The organism is Verrucosispora sp. WMMA2044 (assembly GCF_027497155.1).
In the GTDB taxonomy this organism is placed as follows: Bacteria; Actinomycetota; Actinomycetes; order Mycobacteriales; family Micromonosporaceae; genus Micromonospora; species Micromonospora palythoicola.
On record NZ_CP114913.1, the window covers coordinates 223321 to 248666 of the forward strand.

Genomic DNA, 25346 nt, shown 5'->3' on the forward strand with positions numbered 1-25346 from the left:
CGTTGAGCGTCGGACGTCCGCACCCCGTCGGCCGTCCGCAACCTGGTACGGATTGTGTGGCCGATCAGTTCAGCGGAGGGCGAAACCGGTTCGCGAAATCTGGAACTGGAGGTCAGCTGACGTCGAGCGGATCGGCAAGCAGCCGGTCGAAGGCGAGTTCGGCCGCGCCGACCAGGGGAGCGTCCTCGCCGAGCTTCGGCGTACGCAGCCGGACGTGCTCCAGGCAGGCCGGCAGCCCGTTGGAGTTGAGCCGGCTGCGCACCTGGGCGGCGGCGGCCAGGTAGAGGTCGCGCATGGTGCCGCCGAAGATGACCATCTCCGGGTTGAAGATGTTCACCAGGTTGGCGACGCCGAAGCCGAGCCAGTCACCGGCCTGGCGTACCGCGATCTGGGCCTGGGCGTCCCCGCGGTCGGCGGCGTCGAAGACCGCGAGCATCGCGTCCCGGCCCCGGGCGTCGGAACGGCCGGCGGCCCGGAGCAGCCCGTGCTCACCGATCTCGGTCTCCCAGCACCCCCGGTTGCCGCACTCGCAGCGGGCCCCGTCGCGGACCACCACCATGTGCCCCACCTCGCCGCTGTAACCGCCGTGCCCGGTCAACCGCCGGCCCGCGGCGATGATCCCGGCGCCGACGCCGACGTCACCGTAGAGGTAGATGACGTTGTCGCAGCCCGCCGCCGCACCACGGGCGTGCTCGGCGAAGGCCGCCACGTCGGCCACGTTCCCGACCGTGACCGGCACGTCGACCCCGAGTTCCGTACCGAGCGCGGTGCCGATCGGTTCGTCCACCCATCCGGTGGTGGGTCCGAGCCGGACCAGCCCGTCGTCGCGGCGGACCATCCCGCAGACCGCCACCCCGGCACCGACGCAGAGGGCGTCCTCCGGCAGCGCCTGCCGCATCTCCTTGACCGCGCCGGCCAGCAGCGGTGCGGCCTCGGCGGCGGTCAGGCCGCGGGGGCGGTCCAGCTCCCGGCGGTCGATCACCGCGCCGCCGAGCCCGACCCGCGCGGCCCGCAGCCGGTCCACCTCGATGCTGTACGCGTACGCGAAGACCCGGTCCGACTCGGGCCGGACGACCAACGACGGTCGTCCGGCCCGGCCGGTTTCCTTCGGCGCCCCCTCAGTCACCAGGCCGGCCGCGGCGAGGTCGGCGGTGAGCGCGCCGATGGTGCTCCGGTTCAACCCCAGTGCGGTGGTCAGTTCCGCACGAGTGGTGGCACCGTGCACGTGTACGTAGCGCAGCAGGGCACCGAGATTCTGTCGACGAATCTCGTCCTGGCTCGGTCCCACGCGCATCGGTTGTGACTACCTTCGGTGCGGTGGATCAGCGACTACCGCTGGCGGCGGCCCGCCGGCGCGACAGCGCGTCGACGCTGGCCGCCAGGAGCAGGACCACGCCGGTGACCACGTACTTGACGCCCGAGCTGTAGCCCATCAGGCCCATGCCGTTGTCGATCACCGCGACCACCGCGCCGCCGAGCACCGCGTCCAGCACCCGGCCCTTGCCGCCGAAGAGGCTGGTACCACCGATCACCGCCGCACCCACGGCGTAGAGCAGCACGTTGCTGCCGCCGGTGTTCGGGTCGACCGAGTTGGCCCGGCTCGCGGCCACGATGCCGCCGATCGCGGCCATGGTGGAGCAGATGACGAAGACCGAGATGCGGATCCGGTCCACGTTGATACCGGCCCGGCGGGCGGCCTCCTTGTTGCCGCCGACCGCGTAGATGTGCCGACCGTAGCTGGTGCGATGCAGCACGAAGGTCCAGACGACGAGCAGCACGGCGATGATCGGCACGACGATCGGCACACCCTTGAGCGAGCTGATCAGCACGTTGCGGCTGCGCTCCAGGTTGAGCACGTAGACGGCGAGACCGAGGATGACCGCCAGTCCGCCGATCCGGGCGAGCACCACCACCATCGGGTCGGTGACCAGACCCCGCGCGGCGCGGTTGCGGTAGCGCAGCAGTTGCACGGCGGCGTAGCCGGCGACGGCCACGGCGGCGAGCGTCCAGCCGAGCAGCGGCGGCAGGTTGCGGTTGGCGATCGCCACCAGCACCGAGTCGCGCACCGAGATGTTGCGGCCCTCCTCCATGAGCAGCAGCACCACGCCCTGGAAGGCCAGGAAGCCGGCGAGGGTGACCACGAAGGACGGAATGCCGATCTTGGCGACCAGGAGGCCGAGGATCGTACCGATGACCACGCCGGTGAGCACGGCGGCGGCCACCGCGACGTACCAGGGATATCCGAGCACGGTGACCACGTTGGCCAGCACCGCCGCGCAGACGCCGCTGGCGAAACCGGCCGACAGGTCGATCTCCCCCAGCAGCAGGACGAAGACCAGGCCCATCGCGATCAGAGTGACCGCCGCACCCTGGGTGAACAGGTTGGCGAAGTTCCCGGCGCTGAGGAACGAGGGCCGCATGATCGCGAAGACGGTGCAGAGAACGAGCAGGCCGAGTACGGCGGGCAGGGCGCCGATGTCGCCACCGCGTACCCGTCGCCAGTAGCCGCGGACGTGACTGCCGACGGAGGGCGTCGACGTGACGGCGGCCGGACCCTCCTGCTTGACGGCGGTGGTGCTCATGAGACGCCTCCCGTGGTGCTGCCGGCCGGCGCCGCGCCGTTGCCGTTGGTGGCCGGTTCGCCGGTGAGGCCGAGCCCGCCGGAGCGACCGGCGGTGATCAGCTCGACCACCTGCGCGTGAGTGATGTCGGTGGTCTTCACCTGGGCGACCATCTGGCCGAGGTAGAGCGCGGCGATCCGGTCGGAGACGGCGAAGACGTCGTTCATGTTGTGCGAGATCAGCACGACGGCCAGACCGTTGTCGGCCAGCCGCCGGACCAGTTCGAGCACCTGGGCGGTCTGCGCGACGCCGAGCGCGGCGGTCGGCTCGTCCAGGATCACCAGCTTGCTGTTCCAGAGCACCGCCTTGGCGATCGCCACCGTCTGACGCTGGCCGCCGGAGAGGCTGGAGACCTGCTGACGCAGCGACTTGACGGTGCGTACGGAGAGCCCGGCGAGGGTCTCGGCCGCCATCTGTTCCATGGTCGGCTCATCGAGGATGATGCCGCTGCGCTTCTCGCGGCCGAGGAACATGTTCTGCACGATGTCGAGGTTGTCGCAGAGCGCCAGGTCCTGGTAGACGACCTCGATGCCGAGCGCCGCGGCGTCGCGTGGGCTGTGGATGTTCACCGGCCGGCCGTCGAAGACGAACTGCCCGGCGTCGGTCGGGTAGATGCCGCTGATGCACTTGACCAGGGTCGACTTGCCGGCGCCGTTGTCACCGACCAGCGCGGTGACCTCGCCCGGATAGGCGGCGAAGGCGACATCGCGTAGAACCTGGACGGGACCGAAACTCTTGTCGATCCCGCGTAGCTCCAGCAGAGGGGTCGCGGACACGGGGTTCTCCTTTGTCGCGGAGGGAGATCGGGGCCCGTCCAGCGGCGGCACGCCGCCCGGCACGGGGTTACCGTGCCGGGCGGCGGCGCCTAGGCGGGTGAGGTCAGCTGATGCCCGCTTCGGTGCAGAGCTCGGCGAAGTTGCCGGTGCAGACCTCTTCCTTGGTCACGAAACCGTCGGCGATGACGTCCTTGACGTTCTCCTTGTAGATCGCCTGCGGGGTGAGCAGGACGGCGGGGACGTCACGGTTGCCCTCCGGGTCCTTGACGGTCTGGCCGGTCTCCTTGCGCTCGCCCTTGGCCAGCGCGATGGCCAGCTCGGCGGCGGCGTCGGCCTCCTGCTTGACGGCCTTGTAGACGGTCATGCACTGGTCGCCGGCGAGGATGTTCTGCAGGCCCTGGGTGGTGGCGTCCTGGCCGGTCACCGGGACCTTGCCGTTGAGCCGGTTCTTCTTCAGCACCGAGATGGCGGCGTTGCCGAGGCCGTCGTTGGCGGCCAGCACACCGTCGATCTTGCCACCGGTCTGGGTGAGCATCTGCTCGAAGATCGTGGCGGCCTGGGCGTTGTCCCAGTCCGGCACGGACTGGTCCGGGCCCTTGACGTACTCGTTCGCGTCGAACTTCGGCTTGAGGACCGAGTCGTAGCCGTTCTTGAACAGGGTGGCGTTGTTGTCGGTCGGCGAACCGTTCAGGTACGCCACGACCGGCTTCTCGGCCTTCTGGTCGGTCAGGCACTTGACCAGGCCCTCGCCCTGGAGCTTGCCGACAGCCTCGTTGTCGAAGCTGACGTAGTACTCCGCCGAGCCGCCGAGGGTGAGGCGGTCGTAGTCGATGGTGGCGACGCCCTGCGACTTGGCCTTGTCGAGGACGGCCTTGCCGGTGCCGGAGTCCAGGTTGACGATCATCAGCGCGGTGACGCCACTCGTGATCATCTGGTCGGCGATGGTCTGGAAGGCGGTCTTGTCGCCCTGCGCGTTCTGGATGTCGTACTCGACGCCGGCGGCCTCGAAGGCGGCCTGGAGGAACTTGCGGTCGGCGCCCTCCCAGCGGGCGGAGGACTTGCTGTCCGGCAGGATCACGCCGATCTTCGGGGTCACGTCGGAGCCGGCCTGGTCGCCGCCGGACTCGTCGCCACAGGCCGTCAGGCTGCCGAGGGCCAGCAGGCCCACGGTGCCGACAGCGAGGAAGCCCTTGCGCATGTGCAGGGTCCTTTCGAGGGTGGGGAAGGGTGTCGGTGTTTTGTTTTGTTGTGTCCGGCAACGTATTCCGCGCCACACGCCAGCACAAGGCCGGGCCGGTCACGAGTTTGTTGTCGGCGGTAACAATTCAGCAACGCCAGCGACACCTCGCCGCCACCGTGCCGGCGACGACCCTGGTGTCCGGGTCCGCCGGCGGGATGGAACGGCGGCGGTCAGGCGCTCGCGAGGGGGGCGAACCGGGCGTCGGTGAGGGTGGCCAGGTCGGCCGGGGCCAGTTCCACCTGGAGCCCTCGGCGACCGGCGGAGACGTACACCGTCGGATGCGCCAGGGCCGAGACGTCGACGACCGTGGGCAGGTGCCGCCGCTGGCCCAGTGGGCTGATGCCGCCGCGTACGTACCCGGTGGCCCGCTCGGCTGCCGCCCGCTCGGCCAGCGTGGCCCGCTTGCCGCCCACGGCCGCCGCGAGCGCCTTGAGGTCGAGGTCGCCGGTGACCGGCACCACCGCCACCGTCAGTGCCCCGTCGACCTCGGTGACCAGGGTCTTGAAGACCCGCTCGGGCGCCACCGCCAGCGCGGCGGCGACCAGCGCGCCGTAGTTGGGCTCGTCGGGCGAGACATCGTACGGATGGGTGCGATGGTCGACCTTCCGCTTCGCCAGCAGCGCGGTCGCCGGGGTGCCACGTCCCGCCATGCCCGCCAAGGTAGCCGCGGCCCGATGTTCGAGCCAGCGCCTTCTCAGCCGATGGTTCGGCTCCGGGCCGCGGGGTTCAGACCGCTGGGCGGCAGACCAGGACCGTCGGGGCGGTGGCGACCCGGGTGAGCACCAGGCTCGCCGGCTGGTCGCCGGCCAGCCGCAGGTCGCGCCGGAGCCGCTCGGGCTCCAGCGCGGAGCCGCGCTTGAGGATCTCCACCCGGCCGACCCGCCGTTCCCGCAGCAGCGCCCGCAGCCGCTTGAGGGAGAACGGCAACACGTCGGTGACCTCCAGGCACCGGGCGTACGGGGTGCGCTGCGCCGCGTCGGCGTAGAGGTAGGCGATGCTCGGGTCGGCGAGGGTGGCGTCCAGGTCGGCGGCCAGCTCGGAGATCAGGTGCGCGCGCACCACCGCGGGGTCCGGGTCGTACACGAAGCGCCGCACCGCCCCGACCGGTGCTTCACTGGTGCCCGACCCCGCGAGCTGGTGCACCGACTCGCCGCTGGCCCGGCCGGCTCTGTCGGCGGTGAGCACGGTCGCGCGGCGGGGGACCTCGGCCAACTCGCCGCACCAGAGGGCCGCCTCGACCAGGTCGCCGTCGACGCTCACCCACTCCGCCTCGGCGCCGGGTGGGATCAGCGCGTGGTCGATTCCCGGCGCGACCTTCACCACCGTGCGCGGCACCCGCTCGGCCAGCCCGGTCACGAAGTCCCACGGCGGCGAGTACGAATTCGGGTCGAAGATCCGGCGGCCGGTGCCGGCCCGGCGTCGGGCCGGGTCGCAGAAGACCGCCTCGACCCGGCTCACGTCGAACGCGGTCGCGTCGCCACATTCGACGGTGACCAGGTCGGCCAGCCCGGCGGCCTGGGCGTTCGCCTCGGCCAGCGCGGCGGTGAGCGGGTCCGTCTCCACCGCGTACACCCGGATGCCGGTGCGGGCGGCGGCGAGTGCGTCGGCACCCAGCCCGCAGCCCAGGTCGGCGAGCGTGCTCACCCCGGCGGCGCGCAGCCGCCGCGCCCGCCGGTCGGCGACGACCCGCCGGGTGGCCTGCTCCAGCCCCGGCCGGGTGAAGAACATGCCGGCCGCCGCAGGCCCGAACTTGCCGGTCGCCCGGCGGCGCAGCTCCGCCTGGGTCAGCGCCGCCGCCGCGAGTCCGGCTGGCACTCCGGCCGAACGCAGCGCCGCCGCCGCGACCAGCGGATCGCCGCCGGCCACCCGGCCCGCCGCGTCGAGCGCGGCCGACCCCTCGGCCGTACGCAACGCGCCGAACTGCTCCAGATCCACCCGCCCATCCTCCCGCCCGCCCTGTCCGCCCCGCCCGAGGCCCAGGCCGGCCCCTCGCCGGCATGCCGGTCGCGACTCGCGGCATCTCGGGCCCTCACGCTGGCCGGAAGGCACGACTTGCGGCATCTCGGGATTTCGGTTCGCTCGGAGGCCGTTCGGCCCGGGGCCGCAGTCCGGCATGCCACGCGCGGCCGGCGGGCGCGGGTTGCGGCATCTGGGGCTGTCAGCTCGGCGGGAGGGCGCGTCATGCCGCAACCCGCGCGCACACCCGCGGAGGCAAGCGCGCACACCCGCGGAGGCAAGCGCGCACACCCGCGGTGGCAAGCGCGCACACCTGTGGGGCAAGGGCGGGCAACTCGGCGGTCCGAGCCGAGTCGGGCCGAGTTGGGCCGAGCCGAGCCGAGCCGGGCCGGAGGCGGTTACCGGGCGCGCGGCGCGGGCGGACGCGGCGTCCGGGTCGGGTCTAGCGGCTGTGGGTGGCGACGAAGGCGCGCCAGGCGGCGGGGGTGAAGGCGAGTGCCGGGCCGGCCGGGTCCTTGCTGTCGCGGACGGCGACGACACCGGGCAGGTTGTCGGCGACCTCGACGCAGGCGCCGCCATTCTGGTTGCTGCGGGAGGACTTGCGCCAGGCCGCGCGGGTCAGGTCCATGACTTCGCCACTTCCTCGATCAGGCGGGCGGACTGCCGGCGCGGCAGCGCCTCACCGGCCACAGTCTCCCAACGTCGCCCCAGGCTGGCAAGGTCGTTCGGGCTGTCCACTGTGTGCCCCCGGAGCTGGTTGTCCAGGTGGGCCACCTCGGTGCCGTCGGCGAGCCGGGCCAGCACGAACGGGCCGGCAAGACCGCCGTACCACGGGGTCTCGGCCGGCACGATCCGCACCTGGACGTGCGGGCGGTCGGTGAGGGTGCGCAGGTGCTCCAACTGCTCGCGCATGGTCGCGCGCTCGCCGACCTGCCGGCGCAGCACCTGTTCGTCGAGCACCGCGACGAGCTGCGGTGGCTCCTCGCGGGTGAGCACCTCCTGCCGGGCCATCCGGGCCAGCACCCGCTTCTCGATCTGCTCGTCGGTGAGCGGTGGACCAGCCCGGAGCATCGCCCGGGCGTACGCCTCGGTCTGGAGCAGGCCCGGCACCACGGCCGGGTCGTACCAGCGCAGCGCGACCGCCTCCCGCTCGATCTCACCCCACGACCGGAACCAGTCCGGCTCGGCGTGCAGCCGGATCAGCTCCAGCATGCCGACGAAGAGCCCGCCGGTCTCCAGCACCTTGTCGAACCGGGCCAGGTAGTCGGCGCTGAGCTGGTTCGGGCCGATCTCCATCGCGCTCACCGCCGACGTCGAATAGTTGATCATTTTGCTCAGCTCCTCCTGGCTGAGCCCGCGCACCTTACGCGCCCGGCGCAACTGGTCGCGTAGGAACCCCAGGGTTGGTACGTCCGCCATCTGTCCGCCCTCCGTGACGTGATAGCGCCGGAGAGTAAGGGCCGGTCCTCCGGCGGGAAAGTGACTGTCGGCGTGTTGCGGTGAACGCTGGCGAACGACCGCGGAACCGTGTGGAAGAAGTGGCGACGGGGTGCCGAGGAGCCGCGACACGAGGGTGGCGGATTGGCACTCTCCTTGACGGAGTGCTAGCCGAGGAATAACCTGCGATTAGCACTCTCACCCTGAGGGTGCCAACCTTCGGGCCCTGGTGTCCGGGGGTTGAACGCCAGGCGGACCGGCACCCGCGACGACGGCCCCGCCCGGTGGCATGTGGCAGATTGACGCCGGTCGGCATGCCGATCGGCAACGAAACCAAGTACCCCAGGAGGGTATGCCCGTGACTACCGCGACCAAGGTTGCGATCAAGCCGCTCGAGGACCGCATCGTGGTCCAGGCGAACGAGGCCGAGACCACCACCGCCTCGGGCATCGTGATCCCCGACACCGCCAAGGAGAAGCCGCAGGAGGGCACCGTCCTCGCTGTCGGCCCGGGCCGGATCGACGACAAGGGCAACCGCGTGCCGATCGACGTCTCCGTCGGCGACACCGTCCTCTACTCGAAGTACGGCGGCACCGAGGTCAAGTACGCCGGCGAGGAGTACCTGGTGCTCTCCGCCCGCGACGTCCTCGCGGTCATCGAGAAGTAAGACAGACCGATCAGTGTCGTTGCCCCGGTCCGGCTCGCCGGGCCGGGGCAACGTCGCTTCGAAGGGACATTAATGGCGAAGATCCTGAGCTTCTCGGACGACGCCCGGCACCTGCTGGAGCACGGTGTCAACGCGCTCGCTGACGCGGTCAAGGTCACCCTCGGGCCGCGCGGGCGCAACGTCGTCCTCGACAAGAAATTCGGTGCGCCGACGATCACCAACGATGGCGTGACCATCGCCAAGGAGATCGAGCTCACCAACCCGTACGAGAACCTCGGCGCGCAGCTGGTCAAGGAGGTGGCGACCAAGACCAACGACGTCGCCGGCGACGGGACCACCACCGCGACCGTGCTCGCCCAGGCCATGGTCCGCGAGGGCCTGCGCAACGTCACCGCGGGCGCCAACCCGGCCGGCCTCAAGCGCGGCGTCGACGCCGCCGCCACCAAGGTCTCCGAGGCGCTGCTCGACAAGGCCGTCGAGGTCTCCGACAAGAAGTCGGTGGCGCATGTCGCCACGATCTCGGCCCAGGACGCCACGATCGGTGAGCTGATCGCCGAGGCGATGGAGAAGGTCGGCCGCGACGGTGTGATCACCGTCGAGGAAGGCTCCGCCCTGCACACCGAGCTGGACGTCACCGAGGGCCTCCAGTTCGACAAGGGCTTCATCTCGCCGAACTTCGTCACCGACGCGGAGTCGCAGGAGTCCGTCCTGGAGGACGCGTACATCCTGATCACCACGCAGAAGATCTCCGCGATCGAGGAGCTGCTGCCGCTGCTGGAGAAGGTCCTCCAGAACAACAAGCCGCTGCTCATCATCGCCGAGGACGTCGAGGGTCAGGCGCTGTCCACCCTGGTGGTCAACGCGATCCGCAAGACCATCAAGGTCTGCGCGGTCAAGGCGCCCGGTTTCGGTGACCGGCGCAAGGCGATGCTCCAGGACATGGCGATCCTCACCGGCGCCGAGCTGGTCGCCCCCGAGCTGGGTTACAAGCTGGACCAGGTTGGCCTGGAGGTGCTGGGTAGCGCCCGGCGCATCGTGGTCGACAAGGAGAACACCACCATCGTCGATGGTGGTGGCCAGACCAGCGAGGTGACCGACCGGGTCGCGCAGATCCGCAAGGAGATCGAGGCCTCGGACTCCGAGTGGGACCGGGAGAAGCTCGCCGAGCGGCTGGCCAAGCTCTCCGGCGGTGTCGCGGTGGTCAAGGTCGGCGCCGCCACCGAGGTCGAGATGAAGGAGCGCAAGCACCGCATCGAGGACGCGATCGCCGCGACCAAGGCCGCGGTCGAGGAGGGTACGGTGCCCGGCGGCGGTGCCGCCCTGGCGCAGATCCGGTCGGTGCTCGACGACGACCTCGGCTTCACCGGTGACGAGAAGGTCGGCGTGTCGATCGTGCGTAAGGCACTTGTCGAGCCGCTGCGCTGGATCGCCCAGAACGCCGGCCACGACGGCTACGTCGTCGTGCAGAAGGTCTCCGGCAGCGACTGGGGCCACGGTCTCGACGCCGCCGTCGGCGAGTACGTCGACCTGACCAAGTCCGGCATCATCGACCCGGTGAAGGTGACCCGCAACGCGGTCACCAACGCCGCGTCGATCGCCGGTCTGCTGCTCACCACCGAAAGTCTCGTGGTGGAGAAGCCGGCCGAGCCGGAGCCCGCCGCGGGCGGCCACGGCCACTCGCACGGCCACGGTCACAGCCACCAGCACGGCCCGGGCTTCTGACCCGGCCGTACGCCGGACGTGGGGCGCACCGTCGACGAGACGGTGCGCCCCACGCGCTTTGAGTCGGCGTACCGGTGACGAGAGGTTACGAACGCTGACGCCGACTACCGGACCGTTGGTCGGTGGGAAACACTGGGCGGGTGAGCAGCACGACACCACGGTTCGCGGCCATGGCCGGCGTCGCCGCCGCCGCTGCGGCCATCGGCACCGCCGAACTGGTTGCCGCCCTGACCGGTCCCCGGTCGTCCCCGCTCGTCGCGGTCGGCGGTCTCGTCGTGGACACCGCTCCCGAGCCGGTCAAGCGGTTCGGCATCGAGGTCTTCGGCACGTACGACAAGATCGCCCTGCTGGTCGGCACGGCGCTGCTGCTCGGCGGCTTCGCCGCCCTGATCGGCATGGTGGCGGCCCGGCGGCTGATGGTGGGCCTGGCCGGCATCGTCGTCTTCGGCGGCGTCGGCGCGGCGGCGGCCCTGACCCGCGCCGGTGCGGACGCCGCCGACGTGCTGCCGTCGCTGTTCGGCGCGGCGGTCGGCGGGGTGGTGCTGTGGGCATTCGTCGCCGGTCCACTGGAACTCGACCCCTGGCCCTGGTCCCCGCCGACGCCGGCCGGCCCGCCCAAGGCGACCGGTCCCGCCGCCGTACCGGACCCGAATCCGGTCGGAACCGCCGGGGCCGCCGACGGGACGGCGACCGATCCGACCGCGCCCGCCGACGGGACGGCGACCGCCGGAAGCCCGCCGATCCTGGGAAGTCCGCCGGTCCCGGGAGGTGCGGGAGGCCGGGTCGACCCGGACTCTCGGCGGCGGTTCCTCACCGGCGTCGGCACCGTGCTCGGGGTGGCCGCCGTGGGGGGAGTAGCGGGGCGTTGGCTGGCCGGTCGGCAGGGCGTGTCGGCGGCCCGTGAGGCGATCACGCTGCCGGCCCCGGTCTCGCCAGCACCACCGGTGCCGGCCGGCGCCGACCTGGCCCAGCCCGGACTGGCCAGCTACGTCACGTCCAACCGGAACTTCTACCGGATCGACACCGCGCTTGTGGTGCCGCAGGTCGACCCGGAGACCTGGCAACTGCGCATCCACGGCCGGGTCCGCAACCCGGTCACGCTGAGCTATGCCGATCTGCTCGCCCGGCCGATGGTGGAGCGGTACGTGACGCTGGCCTGCGTCTCCAACGAGGTAGGCGGCGACCTGATCGGCAACGCGCGCTGGCTCGGCGTACCGATCCGGGAACTGCTCGACGAGGTGGGGCCGCTGGACGGTGCCGACCAGGTGGTCGGGCGTTCGGTCGACGGTTGGACCTGCGGCACCCCGACCGCCGTGCTGCGCGACGGGCGGGACGCGCTGCTCGCCGTCGGCATGAACGGCGAGCCACTGCCGGTGCAGCACGGCTTCCCGGTCCGGATGGTGGTGCCGGGTCTCTACGGCTACGTGTCGGCCTGCAAGTGGATCACCGAGCTGGAGCTGACCAGTTTCGCGGACTTCGACGCGTACTGGGTGCCCCGGGGCTGGTCGGCGCAGGGGCCGGTGAAGACGCAGTCGCGGATCGACACGCCCCGCCCGCGTAACCGACCGGCCGCCGGCCCGGTGACGGTCGCCGGCGTCGCCTGGGCGCAGCACCGGGGCATCGACCGCGTCGAGGTCCGCGTCGACGAGGGGCCCTGGCAGCAGGCGCAACTGGCGCCGACCATTTCGGTGGACACCTGGGTGCAGTGGTCGTGGCAGTGGCAGGCCACCCCGGGCGAGCACACCCTCCAGGTGCGGGCGACGGACAGCACCGGCGAGACCCAAACCGGTGAGCCACGGGATGTCGCCCCCGACGGCGCGACCGGCTGGCACTCCGTCACCCTCACCATCACCTGACCCCGCGCACCACCCCGCCCACACCGCCCCCCGCCCACACCCGTTGATCATGAAGTTGTTGTCACCCCGTCGGCGTGTCGGGAACAACAACTTCATGATCAACCGGCTGGTGGTGGCGGGAGTGGGCGGACAGGGCGACGCCGCGTCCGGGTCGGGACGCGGCGTCGGTGGTGCGGTCTGGTCAGGCGACGTTGCGCTGGACGGGCACCGTCGACCGGTGCGAGCTGCCCAGCCTGGCCTCCAGTCGGTTGACGTCGACGCGGGTCTGGCGTCGGTCGGCGAGGTCCTCCCAGCCGACCGCGAGCAGTCGTAGCCGCTCGGACTCACTGAAGCCACCCCACACGCCGTACGGCTCGCGTACCGCGAGGGCGTGCGCGGCGCACTCGGCGCGGACCGGGCAGGCACGGCACACGGCCTTGGCGGAGGACTCCCGGCGCAACCGGGACGAGCCCCGCTCACCGTCAGGGTGGAAGAACTGGGCGCTGTCGCGGCCTCGGCAGGCACCGAGCCGCTGCCAGTCCCAAAGGTCGATGATGGGTCCGGGCAGTCTACGTACGTTCGACATCAGCACCCCTCCTCTCGCGCGGCACCGCGAGACGCTTGTGGCCGGTTGTCCGGGCGGCGGGCCGCGCAGGCGCACCGTTCCCGGCCTGGCCCCTCCCTACCCTGCTGCCTCACGCCTCACACGTCTTTGATCCAAAACGTCCAACGGATTGCGTCATATGCCCTATCTGTCGGAAAAGTTGGGAGGATTGCCCGGAACCTCCTCCCGACCGGGGCTGCTCATGGTCTGCTCGTCAGCGGAGAGGAGATGCCTGTGCGTACCGTTCTCGTGTGCGTTCGAACGCCGCTCGCGGCGCAGCACCTGACCTCCGCGGCAGCGCGGTTGGGATTGTCGGGTGCCGTCCGGACGGCGGTCTCCGACCCCGAGGTGATGTTGCGGCTGGCCGAACGTCCGGCCGATGTGGTGCTCGCCGACACCGCGCTCACCCGCCCGGACAGCGTCGGCTTCGTCCGGCGGGTGCTGGCCCGCGCCCCGCAGGCCGCCGTCCTGCTGCTCGGTGCCGAGGAGTCCGAGGCGGCGGCGGCGACCATCGGCGCCGGGGCACGCGGGCTGATCCAGGGGGTCGACCAGGATCTGACCAGCGCCGTCGCCAAGGCGTTGCTGCTGCTGGCCGCGCCCGGCCGGGCCAACCGGCACCGGATCGCTGATCCCGCCCGCGACGCCGCGGCGGTCGGCAGCCCGGCCCGCCCGGCACCCGGTGGTCGCACCGCGGGCGAGGCGCCGACCGCCTGGCCGGGTACGGACGCGGCGGGCGGCCCGGCGGTGGTGCCGGTGCAGCGGGGCGACGATCCGGCCGAGTCTGGTGCCGAGCCCGAGCCGGACAAGCCCGCGTCGGCAGCACGGGCCGACCGGTCCGCGATCGGCCTCACCGAACGGGAGCTGCAGGTGCTGCTCGGCATGGCCGAGGGCAAGAGCAACGCCGAGATCGGCCGGGAACTGTTCGTCTCCGAGGACACCGTGAAGACCCACGCCCGGCGGCTGTTCCGCAAGCTCGGTGCCCGCGACCGGGCGCACGCCGTGGCCGCCGGATTCCGGGCCGGGCTGGTCGCGTAGCTGGTCGGCCGGATCGGTCCGGCCGTGCCGGTCGGTCAAGCCGGCGGGCCGAGTCCGCCGGGCGGGTTGGCCCGGCCGGGCTGAGCTGTCGGTGGCCGGTCAGCGATCCCCGCCGGGCTCGTCCTCGGTGCCTTCGCTGAGGGTGTCGTGCACGCCGTCGGCGTAGCCGCGAGCGTAGTCCCAGGTGACGTAGTGGTCCGGGTCGGGATCGTAGGCCGGCTCGTGCACCCGGGGTCGACCGGAACTGAGCAGGTGCCGCAGGTTGCCCCGGAGCAGGTCCCAGTCGAAGTAGTGCGGTTCCCGGCAGTCCTCACACTCGATGACCAGCCCGCGTACGCCGATCGGCGCGAGCAGCGCCTGGTAGATCTCCAGGTCGGCGAGGTCCTCAAGCACGTCCTGGCGCTCGACGTCGGTCAGTGGGTCCAGCGGCGCGTCGTCGCCGGGGGCCTCCAGGTCGGCCGCCGGATCGGTCGGGTCGCCGGTGAACGGGTCGATGGGATCGTCGTGCACCCCCTCACCGTAGTCCCCTGCCCCGGTCGACGCCTGTCCCCCGGTCGCGCGAGCCGTTACCGGTGCCGGCACCGCGCGGTTCAAGGGACAAAGCTTCAGTGGGTACGATGAGGCCGACGCACCCTCGCCCGGCGTTCGCCGGTGCCCACCGTGCCACCTCGCTGAAGCCCGGTTCAAGCAGCTCAGGAGAGCAATCGTGGAGAATTCGCCCCGTACCGACCGTTCCGCCGGCGTCGAGGGCGGCGAGCTGGGCGGCCATCTGCCCGAGCTGCCCTCCGGTTCGGCCAGGGTGGTGCCGCTGGGGTTGACCTTCGATGACGTGCTGCTCCAGCCGGGCGAGTCCGACGTGGTACCGAGCCGGGTGAACACGATCACCCGGTTGACCCGTAACGTCTCGCTCTCCATCCCGCTGCTGTCCAGTGCCATGGACACGGTCACCGAGGCCCGGATGGCGATCGCGATGGCCCGCCAGGGTGGCATCGGGGTGCTGCACCGCAACCTCTCGGTGGAGGACCAGGCGCTCCAGGTCGACCTGGTGAAGCGGTCCGAGTCCGGCATGATCACCAACCCGGTGACCGCGAGCCCCGACGACACCCTGCGCGAGGTCGACCAGCTCTGCGGGCGCTACCGCATCTCGGGGGTGCCGGTGGTGGACGCCCAGGGGCAACTGGTCGGCATCGTCACCAACCGGGACATGCGCTTCGTCTCCGACCCGGCCATGCCGGTCCGCGAGATCATGACCAGGGCACCGCTGGTCACCGCCCCGGTCGGGGTGAGCAAGGACGAGGCGCTCGGCCTGCTGCGCCAGCACAAGGTCGAGAAGCTGCCGATCGTCGACGACTCCGGCAAGCTGCGCGGGCTGATCACCGTCAAGGACTTCACCAAGAGCGAGCAGTACCCGAGCGCCACCAAGGACGAGGCGGGCCGGCTGCGGGTGGCGGCGGCCATCGGCGTCGGCGAGGACGCGTACAAGCGCGCCCGGGCGCTCGTCGACGCCGGTGTCGACGTCATCATCGTGGACACCGCCCACGGCCACCAGCGCGCGGTGCTGGAGATGGTCAGCCGGCTCAAGAGGGACGTCACGGTCGACATCGTCGGCGGCAACGTGGCGACCTACGCCGGCACCAGGGCGCTGGTCGAGGCCGGAGCCGACGGCGTGAAGGTGGGTGTCGGCCCGGGTGCCATCTGCACCACCCGGATCGTGGCGGGCGTCGGCGTCCCACAGATCACGGCGATCATGGAGGCCGCCCGGGCGGCCCGCCCGGCCGGCGTACCGGTCATCGGTGACGGCGGCATCCAGTATTCCGGCGACATCGCCAAGGCGCTTGTCGCCGGCGCGGACACGGTGATGCTCGGCAGTCTGCTGGCCGGCTGCGAGGAGAGCCCCGGCGAGCTGATCTTCGTCAACGGCAAGCAGTTCAAGGCGTACCGCGGCATGGGCTCGCTCGGCGCCATGCAGTCCCGTGGGCAGGCCAAGTCGTACTCCAAGGACCGCTACTTCCAGCAGGACGTGACGAGCGACGAGAAGTTGGTCCCGGAGGGCGTCGAGGGTCAGGTGCCGTACCGTGGGCCGTTGGCCCGGGTGGCCCATCAGCTGGTCGGTGGCCTGCGGCTGGCGATGGGGTACGCGGGCGCGGAGAGCATCCCCGAGCTGCACCAGCGGGGACAGCTCATCCGGATCACCGCGGCCGGGCTCAAGGAGAGCCACCCGCACGACATCCAGATGACCGTCGAAGCGCCCAATTACCACACCCGCTGACCTCTCCCACCACCCCCGAAGACATCTGGAGTGCCCCATGCGTGACGTGGTCGAGATCGGGCTGGGCAAGACCGCGCAGCGCGGCTACCACCTGGACGACATCGCCATCGTGCCGTCCCGTCGGACCCGCGACGTCGACGACGTCTCCACCGGGTGGCAGCTGGACGCGTACCAGTTCGGCATCCCGTGCGTCGGGCACCCCTCGGACGCGACGATGAGCCCGGCCTCCGCGGTGAAGCTCGGTCAGCTCGGCGGGCTCGGCGTACTCAACGTCGAAGGGCTGTGGACCCGCTACGAGAACCCGAGCAAGGTGCTCGAGGAACTCGGCGGTCTCGACGAGGACGCCCGCGCCACCAAGCGGCTCCAGGAGGTGTACGCCGAGCCGATCCGCCCGGATCTGATCACCGAGCGGGTCCGTGAGCTGCGCGACGGCGGCGGCACGGTGGCGGTGCGGGTGTCGCCGCAGCACACGCTGGCGCTGGCGCCGGTCATCCTCGACGCGGGCGTCGACATCCTGGTCATCCAGGGCACCATCGTCTCGGCCGAGCACGTGTCCACCACCGACGAGCCGCTCAACCTCAAGGAGTTCATCGCCGACCTCGACCTCCCGGTCGTCGTCGGCGGGTGCACCGACTACAAGACTGCCCTGCACCTGATGCGGACCGGCGCGGCCGGCGTGATCATCGGTATCGGCGGGGACGAGTGGTCCACCACGGAGTCGGTGCTCGGCATCCGGGTGCCGATGGCCACCGCGATCGCCGACGCCGCCGCGGCCCGACGCGACTACCTCGACGAGACCGGCGGGCGGTACGTGCACCTCATCGCCGACGGCGACATCCGGACCTCCGGCGACATCGCCAAGGCGCTCGGCTGCGGCGCCGACGCGGTGATGCTCGGCGAGCCGCTCTCGCTGTGCGAGGAGGCGCCGGCCGGCGGGTCCTGGTGGCACTCGGCGGCCAGCCACCCGTCGCTGCCCCGCGGCGCCTTCGAGACCGCCGGTGAGCCCATCGGCTCCATGGAGCGTCTCCTCTTCGGCCCGGCCGACGAGCCGGACGGTCAGCTCAACCTCTTCGGCGGCCTCCGCCGGGCCATGGCCAAGTGCGGCTACCGCGACCTCAAGGAATTCCAGAAGGTCGGCCTGGTCCTCGACCGCTGACCCGCACCCGGTTGGATGGCTGATGCCCGATTCGCCACGTGCCACAACTCCATGATCGACGGAGCGGGCGGCAGTAGGCTCGGGCTGGTGAGCAGCAGGGTTGGCAGGTGGTGGGGGGCCGGCGCGGCGGCGGTGGCCGCTGCCGTGGTGGCGGCGGTGGTGCTGGTCAGCGGCATCGGGGACCGGGACGCGGCGGAGCCGGGCGGATTCCGGGCGGGCAGCGTCGATCTCGGCGACCCGTACGTGCCGGGCAGCGGCAACGGCGGATACGACGTCGCCCACTACCGGCTCGTGGTGCGCTACGACCCGGCTGACGACCGGCTCACCGGCAGCGCCGAGATCACCGCGACCGCGACCCACGGGCTGTCCCGGTTCAACCTGGACCTGTCCGGGTTGCAGGTCGGTTCGGTGACCGTGGACGGCGCGTCGGCCGAGCACCGGCGGGACGACGGCGAACTGGTGGTCACTCCGGCCCGAGGGCTCGACGCCGGCAGCCGGTTCACGGTGGACGTCGCCTACGGCGGCGTACCCGAGGCGGACGCCGACGGCGTGCTCGGCAGTGGCGGTTTCCAGCACACCGACGACGGCGCGATCGCCCTCGGCCAACCGCACTCGGCGGCCACCTGGTTCCCGGTCAACGACCACCCGTCGGACAAGGCCACCTACGACCTCGAGGTGACCGTCCCGGACGGGCTCGCCGCGCTCAGCAACGGAGTGCCGGGGGAGCGGACCAGCGCCGACGGCTGGACCACCTGGCGCTGGGCCGAGCGCTCACCGATGGCGAGTTACCTGACCACGCTCGTGATCGGCGACTACCGGGTGCGCAGCGAGGAACACGCCGGCAAGCCCATGGTCACCGCCGTACCGGACGGGCTTCCGGTGACCGGGCCGGCGGCCACCTCGCTGGCCCGCACCGGCGAGATCGCCGACTTCCTGGCCACCCGTTTCGGCCCGTACCCCTTCGAGTCGTACGGCGGCGTGGTGGTCTCGGACGGGCGGATCGGATACGCGCTGGAGACCCAGTCCCGGCCGGTCTACGGACCGGGGTTCTTCCGTGGCGGCGAACCGAACTACAGCGTGGTCGCCCACGAACTGGCCCACCAGTGGTTCGGCAACAGCGTGGCGCTGGCCCGCTGGGGTGACATCTGGCTCAACGAGGGCTTCGCCAGCTACGCCGAGTGGCTGTGGGAGGAGCACGACGGCGGGCGCAGCGCCCAACGCAACTTCGAGATCCAGTACGCGGCCACCAACTGGTCCCGGCGCACCCTCGATCCCGGCCCCGGGCAGATGTTCAGCACCGCCGTCTACAAGCGCGGGGCGCTCACCGTGCACGCGCTGCGGCGTACCGTCGGCGACGACGCCTTCTTCGAGATCCTGCGGACGTGGACCAGCGAACGCCGGGACGGCACGGCCACCACCGCCGACTTCGTCGCCCTGGCCGAGCGGGTCTCCGGCCGCGAGCTGGGACCCTTCTTCGACGCCTGGCTGACCGGCACCGCCGCACCCGGCCAGCCCTGACCGGAGACCCCGTCTACGGTCGTTCCGGTCAGCTCTTGACCTTGAGTTTCGGATTGTCGGCCAGGAAGGCGTCTGCCTTGCCGGCGCGCAGTTGGGTGAGGAAGCGGCGGCCGACGGAGGTCAGTTCCTCGCCCCGGTAGGCGTTGCCCCGACCCACCGACGCTCCGGGCAGCCCGACCAGCGTGACCGCCTGCGGCGACAACGAGCCGAGGGCGTACGCGAAGTCCACGATTCGCCGGCCGCCGACGTAGAGCAGCGCGTCGCCGAGCGCCGCGACCACCTGTTCGACCCGCTCGGGCTGCCGGGCCAGGTTCTGGTCGAGGATCTTCCCGAGCAGCGCCCGGATCAGCTGCTGGTGGTGGCGTTGCCGGGCGTAGTCGCCGCCGGGCAGGTAGCGCTGGCGTGCGTAGTCGAGCGCCTGCCAGCCGTTGAGGTGTCGTTCGCCGGGCTCGTAGACCATCTGCGGCCCGACGTAGCCGCCGACACCCGGGCCCGGCTCCCGGTGCTTGCCGTCGGGCTGCCGGTGCCGGGACACGACCCGCTGGTCGACCCGGATGTCCACGCCACCCAGGCTGTCGACCAACTCGTCGAAGCCGCCGAAGGTGAGCACCGCGCCCGCGTCGATGCGCAGGCCGGTGTACTCGCTGACCGTCCGGCGCAGCAGCTCGTACCCCTGGGCGGGGTCGGGTCGCTTGGGACGGTCCGGCACCCGGCTGCCGTAGCTCATCGCGTGGGTGAGCTTGGTCCGCCCGCCCGGGTAGCCGGCGGGCTTGTAGGCCGGGATGTCCACCACCAGGTCGCGGGGGAGGGAGAAGAGATACGCCTTGGACAGCCCCGCCGGTACGTGCAACACGAGTACCGCGTCGGCGTGCGGTTCCCAGCCGGGCACGCTCACCCGGGTGTCGACCCCGACCAGCAGCAGGTTGAGCGGGCCGGTGATGTCGGCACCCGGCGGCGGGCTCGGGCTCGGGCTGGCGCTGGGACTGGGCGAGGTGCTCGGGCCGCCCGTGGCGGCGGTCGGCGTCCGGGGGTCGTCGCCGACCGTACGGGCCACCACCACGCCGATCACCGCGACCACCACGAGCGTGACCAGACCGGCCAGCGCCAACGTCAACCGTCTCCGGTCTGCTCCGAGCATCATCCCCCGCCTCCTTGGGGCGTCCGTCGAAGTCCCTGCCCGACCGCTGAGGTCACCGACGGCGGACTTCGACACTCGCCCTGGGTCGATACCGGTCCAACGCGCTGAACCGGGCTCATGGTTGCGTCCCGGTCGGGCGAGAGTGACGCGGTGCGGAGCATGATCGCGCGGAATGAGGTCCTGGCGCGAGAGCTACTCGCGAGTAATGATGCGTCCATGCGGTACGACGTGGTGGTCATCGGGTCGGGGTTCGGCGGCAGCGTCGCCGCGTTGCGGCTGGCCGAGAAGGGCTACTCGGTCGGCGTCCTGGAGGCGGGCCGGCGGTTCGCCGACGACGAGTTCCCGCAGACGTCGTGGCGGCTGCGGCGCTTCCTGTGGGCGCCGAGGCTTGGTTGTTTCGGCCTCCAGCGGATCACCCTGCTCCGGGCGGCCGATCGGCGAGCCGGCGGCGGCGTGCTGGTGCTCTCCGGAGCGGGCGTCGGTGGTGGCTCACTCGTCTACGCCAACACCCTCTACGAACCGCTCGACGCCTTCTACGACGACCCGCAGTGGCGGCACCTCGCCGACTGGCGGGCCGAACTCGCCCCCCACTACGACCAGGCCAAGCGGATGCTCGGGGCGACCACGTACCCGGTCACCACCGGAGCGGACCGGGCGATGCGGCGGGTCGCCGAGCGGATGGGAGTGGGGCAAACCTTCCACGCCACCCCGGTCGGGGTGCACCTGGGACGGCCGCGCGAGCGGGTCACCGACCCGTACTTCGGCGGGGCCGGCCCGGAGCGGACCGGCTGCACCCACTGCGGCGCCTGCATGACCGGCTGCCGGATCGGCGCCAAGAACACGCTTGTCAAGAACTATCTGTGGCTGGCCGAGCGGCTCGGTGTCCGGGTTCATCCGTTGACTACGGTCCGCGCGGTCCGGCCGGTCGACGGTGGTTACCAGGTCGACACCGAACGTACCGGCGCCTGGCTGCGCCGACGGCGGCAGGTGGTCCACGCCGACCAGGTGGTCTTCGCGGCCGGCGCGCTGGGCACCCAGCGACTGCTGCACGAGATGCGGGAACGTGGTCACCTGCCCAACCTCTCACCCCGCCTCGGCGAGCTGACCCGGACCAACTCGGAGGCGATCCTCGGCGCCTCCGTGCCGCACCGGCGGGCCCGCAAGCGTGGCGTGGACTTCACCCAGGGGGTCGCCATCACCAGCTCGTTCCACCCGGATCCGCAGACCCACGTCGAGCCGGTCCGCTACGGCCGGGGTTCGAACGCGATGGGGCTGCTCCAGTCGCTGCTGGTCGACGGCGGGCCGCACCGGCTGCGCCGATGGCTCGGGCAACTGCTCCGGCAGCCGCGGGTGGCCGCCCGGATGCTCTCCGTCCGCCGCTGGTCGGAGCGTACGGTGATCGCCCTGGTCATGCAGTCGACCGACAACTCGCTCGCCCTCCGGCTGCGGCGCGGGCCGCTCGGCCGCCGGCTCGTCTCCGGTCCGGGTCACGGCCCTGCCAACCCGACCTGGATCCCGGCGGGCAACGAGGCGGTCCGGCTGCTCGCCGAGGAGATCGACGGTACGCCGGGCGGCGCGCTGACCGAGCCGTTCGACATCCCGGTGACCGCGCACATCCTGGGCGGAGCGGTGATCGGTGCCACCGCCGCCGACGGCGTGATCGACCCCTACCACCGCGTGCACGGCCACCCCGGCCTGCACGTCGTCGACGGTGCCGCCGTCTCGGCCAACCTGGGCGTCAACCCGTCGCTCACCATCACCGCCCAGGCCGAACGCGCCCTGTCCCTCTGGCCCAACAAGGGCGACCCCGACCCCCGCCCCGCCCCCGGCACCCCGTACCGCCGCCTCCCTCCCATCCCTCCCCACCGCCCCGCCGTCCCCCCGCACGCCCCCGCCGCCCTCCGCCACCCCTGACCCCAGCGATCTTGCACTTTGTGTCCCCGCACAGCGCCATGTAACGGGCATAACAGCGACCAAAAGTGCAAGATCGACGGGGGTGCGTTGACGGGGGCGGTCAGCGGGGGGAGGGAATGTCACGCTGGGTAGGATTGCCGGCTATGAGCCTGCCGCGTCCTGTCCTCGTGGTCGACTTCGGAGCCCAGTACGCCCAGCTGATCGCGCGTCGGGTGCGTGAGGCGAAGGTCTACTCCGAGATCGTTCCGCACACCATGCCCGTGGCCGAGATGCTGGCCCGCGATCCCGCCGCGATCATCCTCTCCGGCGGCCCGGCCAGCGTCTACGAGCCGGGCGCACCGCAGGTCGACGACGGGCTGTTCACTGCGGGCGTGCCGGTCTTCGGCATCTGCTACGGCTTCCAGGCGATGGCCCGCTCCCTCGGCGGCACGGTGGCGCGCACCGGCAGCCGCGAGTACGGCGGCACCCCGCTGCGCCCCCGTCTGCTCGACCCCGGCGTACTCCTGCGGGATCTGCCGGCCGACCTGCCGGTGTGGATGAGTCACGGCGACTGCGTGACCGAGGCGCCGGCGGGCTTCACGGTGACCGCCGAGTCGGCCGGCGCACCGGTCGCCGCATTCGAGGACGTGGCCGGTCGGCGGGCCGGCGTGCAGTTCCACCCGGAGGTGGGGCACACCGCGCACGGGCAGGAGATGCTCACCCGCTTCCTCTACGAGATCGCCGGGATCGAGCCGACCTGGACGGCCGAGAACATCATCGACGAGCAGGTGGCCCGGATCCGTGAGCAGGTCGGCGAGAAGGAGGTCATCTGCGGTCTAAGCGGCGGAGTGGACTCTGCGGTCGCCGCCGCGCTGGTCCACAAGGCCGTCGGCGACCAGCTCACCTGCGTCTTCGTCGACCACGGGCTGCTGCGGGCGGGCGAGGCCGAGCAGGTGGAGAAGGACTACGTCGCGGCGACCGGCATCAAGCTGAAGGTGGTCGACGCGGCCGACCGGTTCCTCGGTGCGTTGGCCGGGGTGACCGACCCGGAGCAGAAGCGCAAGATCATCGGCCGGGAGTTCATCCGGGTCTTCGAATCCGCCGCCCGGGAGATCGCCTCGCACGGCGACGTCGAGTTCCTGGTGCAGGGCACCCTCTATCCGGACGTGGTCGAGTCGGGTGGCGGCACCGGCACCGCGAACATCAAGAGCCACCACAACGTCGGCGGGCTGCCCGAGGATCTGAAGTTCGCCCTGGTTGAGCCGCTGCGCACGCTGTTCAAGGACGAGGTCCGTGCGCTCGGCCTCCAGCTCGGGCTGCCGGAGGCGATGGTCTGGCGGCACCCGTTCCCCGGCCCCGGTCTGGCCATCCGGATCATCGGGGCGGTCGACCGCGAGCGGCTCGACGTGCTCCGCCGGGCCGACTTCATCGCCCGCCAGGAACTCAGCGCCGCCGGCCTCGACCGGGGTGTCTGGCAGTTCCCGGTGGTGCTCCTGGCCGACGTGCGCAGCGTCGGCGTGCAGGGTGACGGGCGCAGCTACGGGCATCCCGTGGTGCTGCGCCCGGTCTCCAGCGAGGACGCGATGACCGCCGACTGGTCGCGGTTGCCCTACGACGTCATCGCCCGGATCTCCACCCGGATCACCAACGAGGTGGCCGAGGTGAACCGGGTGGTGCTGGACGTCACCAGCAAGCCCCCGGGCACCATCGAGTGGGAGTGACGCGGTAGCCCGTCCTGGTGCCCTGAGGGTGCCTCACGCCGGCGGCTGCGGTGCCGGTCGCGGTGCCGGCTCCGGCGTCGTCCCGGTCTCCGGCGTGGTGTCCGGATGGGCCGCTTCGGTGTCGGTTGGCGCCGAGCCGGGCGGGGCGTCGGGGTGTTGGACCGGTGCTGCCGGCGGTGCGGGCGGGCTGGCCGCCGGGGGCCAGGCGGTCGGTGCCGGCGGTCCGGCGTGCGGCACCGGGCCGGTCGGCCCGGGGAACGGCCAGGCGGGGTGCGGTGTGGCGGCCGGCTGGGGCGGCGCGCCGGCGGGTCCGTGTGGCGCGCCGGGCGCCGGGTGCGGCCAGGCGGGTGCGCCGGCCGGCTCCTCGGGCATCAGGAACCACATGATCGGGTACGCCAGGGCGGCGATCCCGCCGGTCACCAGCGTGACGACGGCGAAGGCCACCCGGACCAGGGTGGGGTCGACGGCGAAGTAGCGGCCGAGTCCGCTGGCCACACCGGCGATCATCCGGTCGGTGGTGGGGCGTCGGAGTTGCCGGTACGGAGCGTGAGGTGTGGAGGTCATGTCTCCACGGTCCTCGTCGCGCAGCGTATCGACCTCGGTGACCGCCCGGATCCTTACCCTGAACCAAGTCTCAGGGGCGAGCCATCAGTCAGGAATCCGACTCTTTTCCGCGTCGGTAACCGGTTGCGGGGAGAATTTGGCTCCGTGACCACCATGCTGGAGCCGCTGCGCAGGATCGCGGCATACGCAGTCTGTACTGATTCCGTAGACCGAGTGTTGCTGGTCCGCGCATCGGAGCGCTCCGGCACCCCCGGCACGTGGTCCCTGCCCGGCGGGGCGGTCGACCACGGCGAGGACCCGCACCACACCGTCGTCCGCGAGACCGCCGCCGAGACCGGCCTGTCGGTGGCCGTCGCCGGTCTGCACGACGTGCTGGCCGACATGCGGGCACTGCCGGAGCGAGGCATCACCATCCACACCGACCGGTTGGTCTACCGGGTGTCGGTGCGGGGCGGCTCGCTCTCCGACCGGGTCGACCGGCCCACCGACCTGGCCCGCTGGTTCACCCGGGACGAGGCGGCACGGTTGCCGCTTCGCTCGTTCACCGCCCGCGCTCTCGGGCTGCCGGCCTCCTCGGCGGACATCGTGCCGGACGAGCCGCCGGAGTTCCCCTCCTTCTACGCGGTACCCGGCCCGGACGGGCTGCACCGGGCGCAGCGCTTCGCCGCGTACGCCGTGGTGACCGACCCGGAGGGGCGGGTGCTGCTGACCCGGGTCTCCGACGGCTACCCGGGCGCCGGCTGCTGGCACCTGCCCGGCGGCGGTACCGACTACGGCGAGCAGCCGGGCGCGGCGCTGATCCGGGAACTGGTCGAGGAGACCGGGCAGACCGGACGGCTCGTCGAGTTGCTCGGCGTGGCCAGTCATCGGGATGCCGCCTCGCTCGGCCCCGAGGGCTACCCGATCGACTGGCACGGGGTACGCGCCTTCTACCGGGTGGTGGTGGACCAGCCGGCCCCGCCCACCGTCGGCGACGTCGGCGGCTCCACCTGCGAGGCCCGCTGGTTCGCCCGGGAGGAACTCGGCGCCCTGCCCACCGACCGCCTCACCGAGGTCACCGCCGAAGCCGTCCAAGCCGCCCACCTAACCTGACCCACCCCCACCCCCTGCGCCCCCGCGCCCTGCCCGCGCCCTGCCCCCCGCCCATGCGTCGATCATGAAGTTATTGTCGGGACACGCCGATGACGAAGGCGA

21 protein-coding genes and 1 pseudogene are annotated in these 25346 nt (G+C 71.9%); 10 read left to right on the forward strand and 12 right to left on the reverse strand.

The genetic code is table 11. The features are described from left to right. Window positions 1–112: 112 nt before the first annotated feature. From O3597_RS01095 to O3597_RS01130, 8 genes are all read right to left on the reverse strand, one after another. The gene (locus O3597_RS01095; RefSeq protein WP_281603029.1) at window positions 113–1294 is read right to left on the reverse strand and encodes an ROK family transcriptional regulator; all 1182 of its coding nucleotides are present in this window, start codon (window positions 1292–1294) and stop codon (window positions 113–115) included. A gap of 28 nt (window positions 1295–1322) precedes the next feature. Then, on the reverse strand, window positions 1323–2582 hold the full coding sequence (locus tag O3597_RS01100) for an ABC transporter permease (protein WP_164447837.1): 1260 nt from the start codon (window positions 2580–2582) through the stop codon (window positions 1323–1325). After that, a complete protein-coding gene (locus tag O3597_RS01105) occupies window positions 2579–3397 on the reverse strand; it encodes an ATP-binding cassette domain-containing protein (protein ID WP_164447836.1) in 819 nt (272 codons plus the stop codon). Before O3597_RS01105 ends, O3597_RS01100 begins: the two co-directional genes overlap by 4 nt. A gap of 103 nt (window positions 3398–3500) precedes the next feature. Beyond that, complete coding sequence (locus tag O3597_RS01110) at window positions 3501–4595, reverse strand: substrate-binding domain-containing protein (protein WP_281603030.1); 1095 nt, start codon at window positions 4593–4595, stop codon at window positions 3501–3503. Window positions 4596–4807: 212 nt separating this feature from the next. After that, entirely contained in the window at window positions 4808–5287 is a 480-nt protein-coding gene (gene ybaK, locus O3597_RS01115; RefSeq protein WP_281603031.1) for a Cys-tRNA(Pro) deacylase, read from the reverse strand. 76 nt (window positions 5288–5363) lie between these two features. Beyond that, window positions 5364–6572, reverse strand: coding sequence for a methyltransferase domain-containing protein (locus O3597_RS01120; RefSeq protein ID WP_281603032.1), 1209 nt, complete (start codon window positions 6570–6572; stop codon window positions 5364–5366). A gap of 463 nt (window positions 6573–7035) precedes the next feature. After that, window positions 7036–7221, reverse strand: a complete 186-nt coding sequence (locus O3597_RS01125; RefSeq protein ID WP_164447833.1) for a DUF397 domain-containing protein — start codon at window positions 7219–7221, stop codon at window positions 7036–7038. Beyond that, entirely contained in the window at window positions 7212–8012 is an 801-nt protein-coding gene (locus O3597_RS01130) for a helix-turn-helix transcriptional regulator (protein WP_281603033.1), read from the reverse strand. Before O3597_RS01130 ends, O3597_RS01125 begins: the two co-directional genes overlap by 10 nt. 370 nt (window positions 8013–8382) lie before the next feature. On the opposite strand from O3597_RS01130, the gene groES reads away from it, so the two are divergent. From groES to O3597_RS01145, 3 genes are all read left to right on the forward strand, one after another. Further along, the gene (groES, locus tag O3597_RS01135; protein WP_089155197.1) at window positions 8383–8697 is read left to right on the forward strand and encodes a co-chaperone GroES; all 315 of its coding nucleotides are present in this window, start codon (window positions 8383–8385) and stop codon (window positions 8695–8697) included. A gap of 72 nt (window positions 8698–8769) precedes the next feature. After that, window positions 8770–10419 (forward strand): chaperonin GroEL, encoded by a 1650-nt coding sequence (gene groL, locus O3597_RS01140; RefSeq protein WP_281603034.1) that lies wholly within the window; start codon window positions 8770–8772, stop codon window positions 10417–10419. A gap of 140 nt (window positions 10420–10559) precedes the next feature. Continuing rightward, window positions 10560–12275, forward strand: a complete 1716-nt coding sequence (locus tag O3597_RS01145) for a molybdopterin-dependent oxidoreductase (RefSeq protein WP_281603035.1) — start codon at window positions 10560–10562, stop codon at window positions 12273–12275. Window positions 12276–12456: 181 nt separating this feature from the next. Here O3597_RS01145 and O3597_RS01150 read toward each other — a convergent pair whose 3' ends face one another. After that, window positions 12457–12840: a WhiB family transcriptional regulator gene (locus O3597_RS01150; protein ID WP_164447830.1), complete on the reverse strand. Its 384-nt coding sequence runs from the start codon at window positions 12838–12840 to the stop codon at window positions 12457–12459. A gap of 252 nt (window positions 12841–13092) precedes the next feature. On the opposite strand from O3597_RS01150, the gene O3597_RS01155 reads away from it, so the two are divergent. Then, a complete protein-coding gene (locus O3597_RS01155) occupies window positions 13093–13893 on the forward strand; it encodes a helix-turn-helix transcriptional regulator (RefSeq protein ID WP_281603036.1) in 801 nt (266 codons plus the stop codon). Window positions 13894–13992: 99 nt separating this feature from the next. On the opposite strand, the gene O3597_RS01160 is transcribed toward O3597_RS01155, so the two are convergent. Next, on the reverse strand, window positions 13993–14403 hold the full coding sequence (locus O3597_RS01160) for a DUF5319 domain-containing protein (RefSeq protein WP_281603037.1): 411 nt from the start codon (window positions 14401–14403) through the stop codon (window positions 13993–13995). A 196-nt stretch (window positions 14404–14599) separates the two neighbouring features. Here O3597_RS01160 and guaB point away from each other — a divergent pair, with 196 nt between their 5' ends. The 3 genes from guaB (at window position 14600) to O3597_RS01175 (ending at window position 18836) form a co-directional block, all read left to right on the forward strand. After that, the gene (guaB, locus tag O3597_RS01165; protein ID WP_164447828.1) at window positions 14600–16162 is read left to right on the forward strand and encodes an IMP dehydrogenase; all 1563 of its coding nucleotides are present in this window, start codon (window positions 14600–14602) and stop codon (window positions 16160–16162) included. A 37-nt stretch (window positions 16163–16199) separates the two neighbouring features. Beyond that, window positions 16200–17318, forward strand: a complete 1119-nt coding sequence (locus O3597_RS01170) for a GuaB3 family IMP dehydrogenase-related protein (protein ID WP_164447827.1) — start codon at window positions 16200–16202, stop codon at window positions 17316–17318. Between the two features lie 132 nt (window positions 17319–17450). Beyond that, window positions 17451–18836, forward strand: coding sequence for a M1 family metallopeptidase (locus tag O3597_RS01175; RefSeq protein ID WP_281604439.1), 1386 nt, complete (start codon window positions 17451–17453; stop codon window positions 18834–18836). 28 nt (window positions 18837–18864) lie between these two features. On the opposite strand, the gene O3597_RS01180 is transcribed toward O3597_RS01175, so the two are convergent. Beyond that, window positions 18865–19977, reverse strand: coding sequence for an LCP family protein (locus O3597_RS01180; RefSeq protein WP_281603038.1), 1113 nt, complete (start codon window positions 19975–19977; stop codon window positions 18865–18867). A 213-nt stretch (window positions 19978–20190) separates the two neighbouring features. On the opposite strand from O3597_RS01180, the gene O3597_RS01185 reads away from it, so the two are divergent. Both O3597_RS01185 and guaA read left to right on the forward strand, forming a co-directional pair. Next, window positions 20191–21888: a GMC family oxidoreductase gene (locus O3597_RS01185; RefSeq protein ID WP_281603039.1), complete on the forward strand. Its 1698-nt coding sequence runs from the start codon at window positions 20191–20193 to the stop codon at window positions 21886–21888. Window positions 21889–22031: 143 nt separating this feature from the next. Further along, window positions 22032–23588, forward strand: a complete 1557-nt coding sequence (gene guaA / locus O3597_RS01190; RefSeq protein WP_164447823.1) for a glutamine-hydrolyzing GMP synthase — start codon at window positions 22032–22034, stop codon at window positions 23586–23588. Window positions 23589–23810: 222 nt separating this feature from the next. Here guaA and O3597_RS01195 read toward each other — a convergent pair. Beyond that, window positions 23811–24152, reverse strand: a pseudogene (locus O3597_RS01195) (PspC domain-containing protein); the annotation flags it as partial. 144 nt (window positions 24153–24296) lie between these two features. Here O3597_RS01195 and O3597_RS01200 point away from each other — a divergent pair. Continuing rightward, a complete protein-coding gene (locus tag O3597_RS01200; protein ID WP_164447822.1) occupies window positions 24297–25244 on the forward strand; it encodes an NUDIX hydrolase in 948 nt (315 codons plus the stop codon). Window positions 25245–25346: the final 102 nt, after the last annotated feature.

Excerpts from the sequence above, each read along its gene's own strand:
- O3597_RS01095 (WP_281603029.1), bottom strand. The coding sequence starts at position 1,294 with ATGCGCGTGGGACCGAGCCAGGACGAGATTCGTCGACAGAATCTCGGT.
- O3597_RS01100 (WP_164447837.1), bottom strand. The coding sequence starts at position 2,582 with ATGAGCACCACCGCCGTCAAGCAGGAGGGTCCGGCCGCCGTCACGTCG.
- O3597_RS01110 (WP_281603030.1), bottom strand. The coding sequence starts at position 4,595 with ATGCGCAAGGGCTTCCTCGCTGTCGGCACCGTGGGCCTGCTGGCCCTC.
- ybaK (WP_281603031.1), bottom strand. The coding sequence starts at position 5,287 with ATGGCGGGACGTGGCACCCCGGCGACCGCGCTGCTGGCGAAGCGGAAG.
- O3597_RS01125 (WP_164447833.1), bottom strand. The coding sequence starts at position 7,221 with ATGGACCTGACCCGCGCGGCCTGGCGCAAGTCCTCCCGCAGCAACCAG.
- O3597_RS01130 (WP_281603033.1), bottom strand. The coding sequence starts at position 8,012 with ATGGCGGACGTACCAACCCTGGGGTTCCTACGCGACCAGTTGCGCCGG.
- groES (WP_089155197.1), top strand. The coding sequence starts at position 8,383 with ATGCCCGTGACTACCGCGACCAAGGTTGCGATCAAGCCGCTCGAGGAC.
- groL (WP_281603034.1), top strand. The coding sequence starts at position 8,770 with ATGGCGAAGATCCTGAGCTTCTCGGACGACGCCCGGCACCTGCTGGAG.
- O3597_RS01150 (WP_164447830.1), bottom strand. The coding sequence starts at position 12,840 with ATGTCGAACGTACGTAGACTGCCCGGACCCATCATCGACCTTTGGGAC.
- O3597_RS01170 (WP_164447827.1), top strand. The coding sequence starts at position 16,200 with ATGCGTGACGTGGTCGAGATCGGGCTGGGCAAGACCGCGCAGCGCGGC.
- O3597_RS01180 (WP_281603038.1), bottom strand. The coding sequence starts at position 19,977 with ATGATGCTCGGAGCAGACCGGAGACGGTTGACGTTGGCGCTGGCCGGT.
- O3597_RS01185 (WP_281603039.1), top strand. The coding sequence starts at position 20,191 with ATGCGGTACGACGTGGTGGTCATCGGGTCGGGGTTCGGCGGCAGCGTC.
- guaA (WP_164447823.1), top strand. The coding sequence starts at position 22,032 with ATGAGCCTGCCGCGTCCTGTCCTCGTGGTCGACTTCGGAGCCCAGTAC.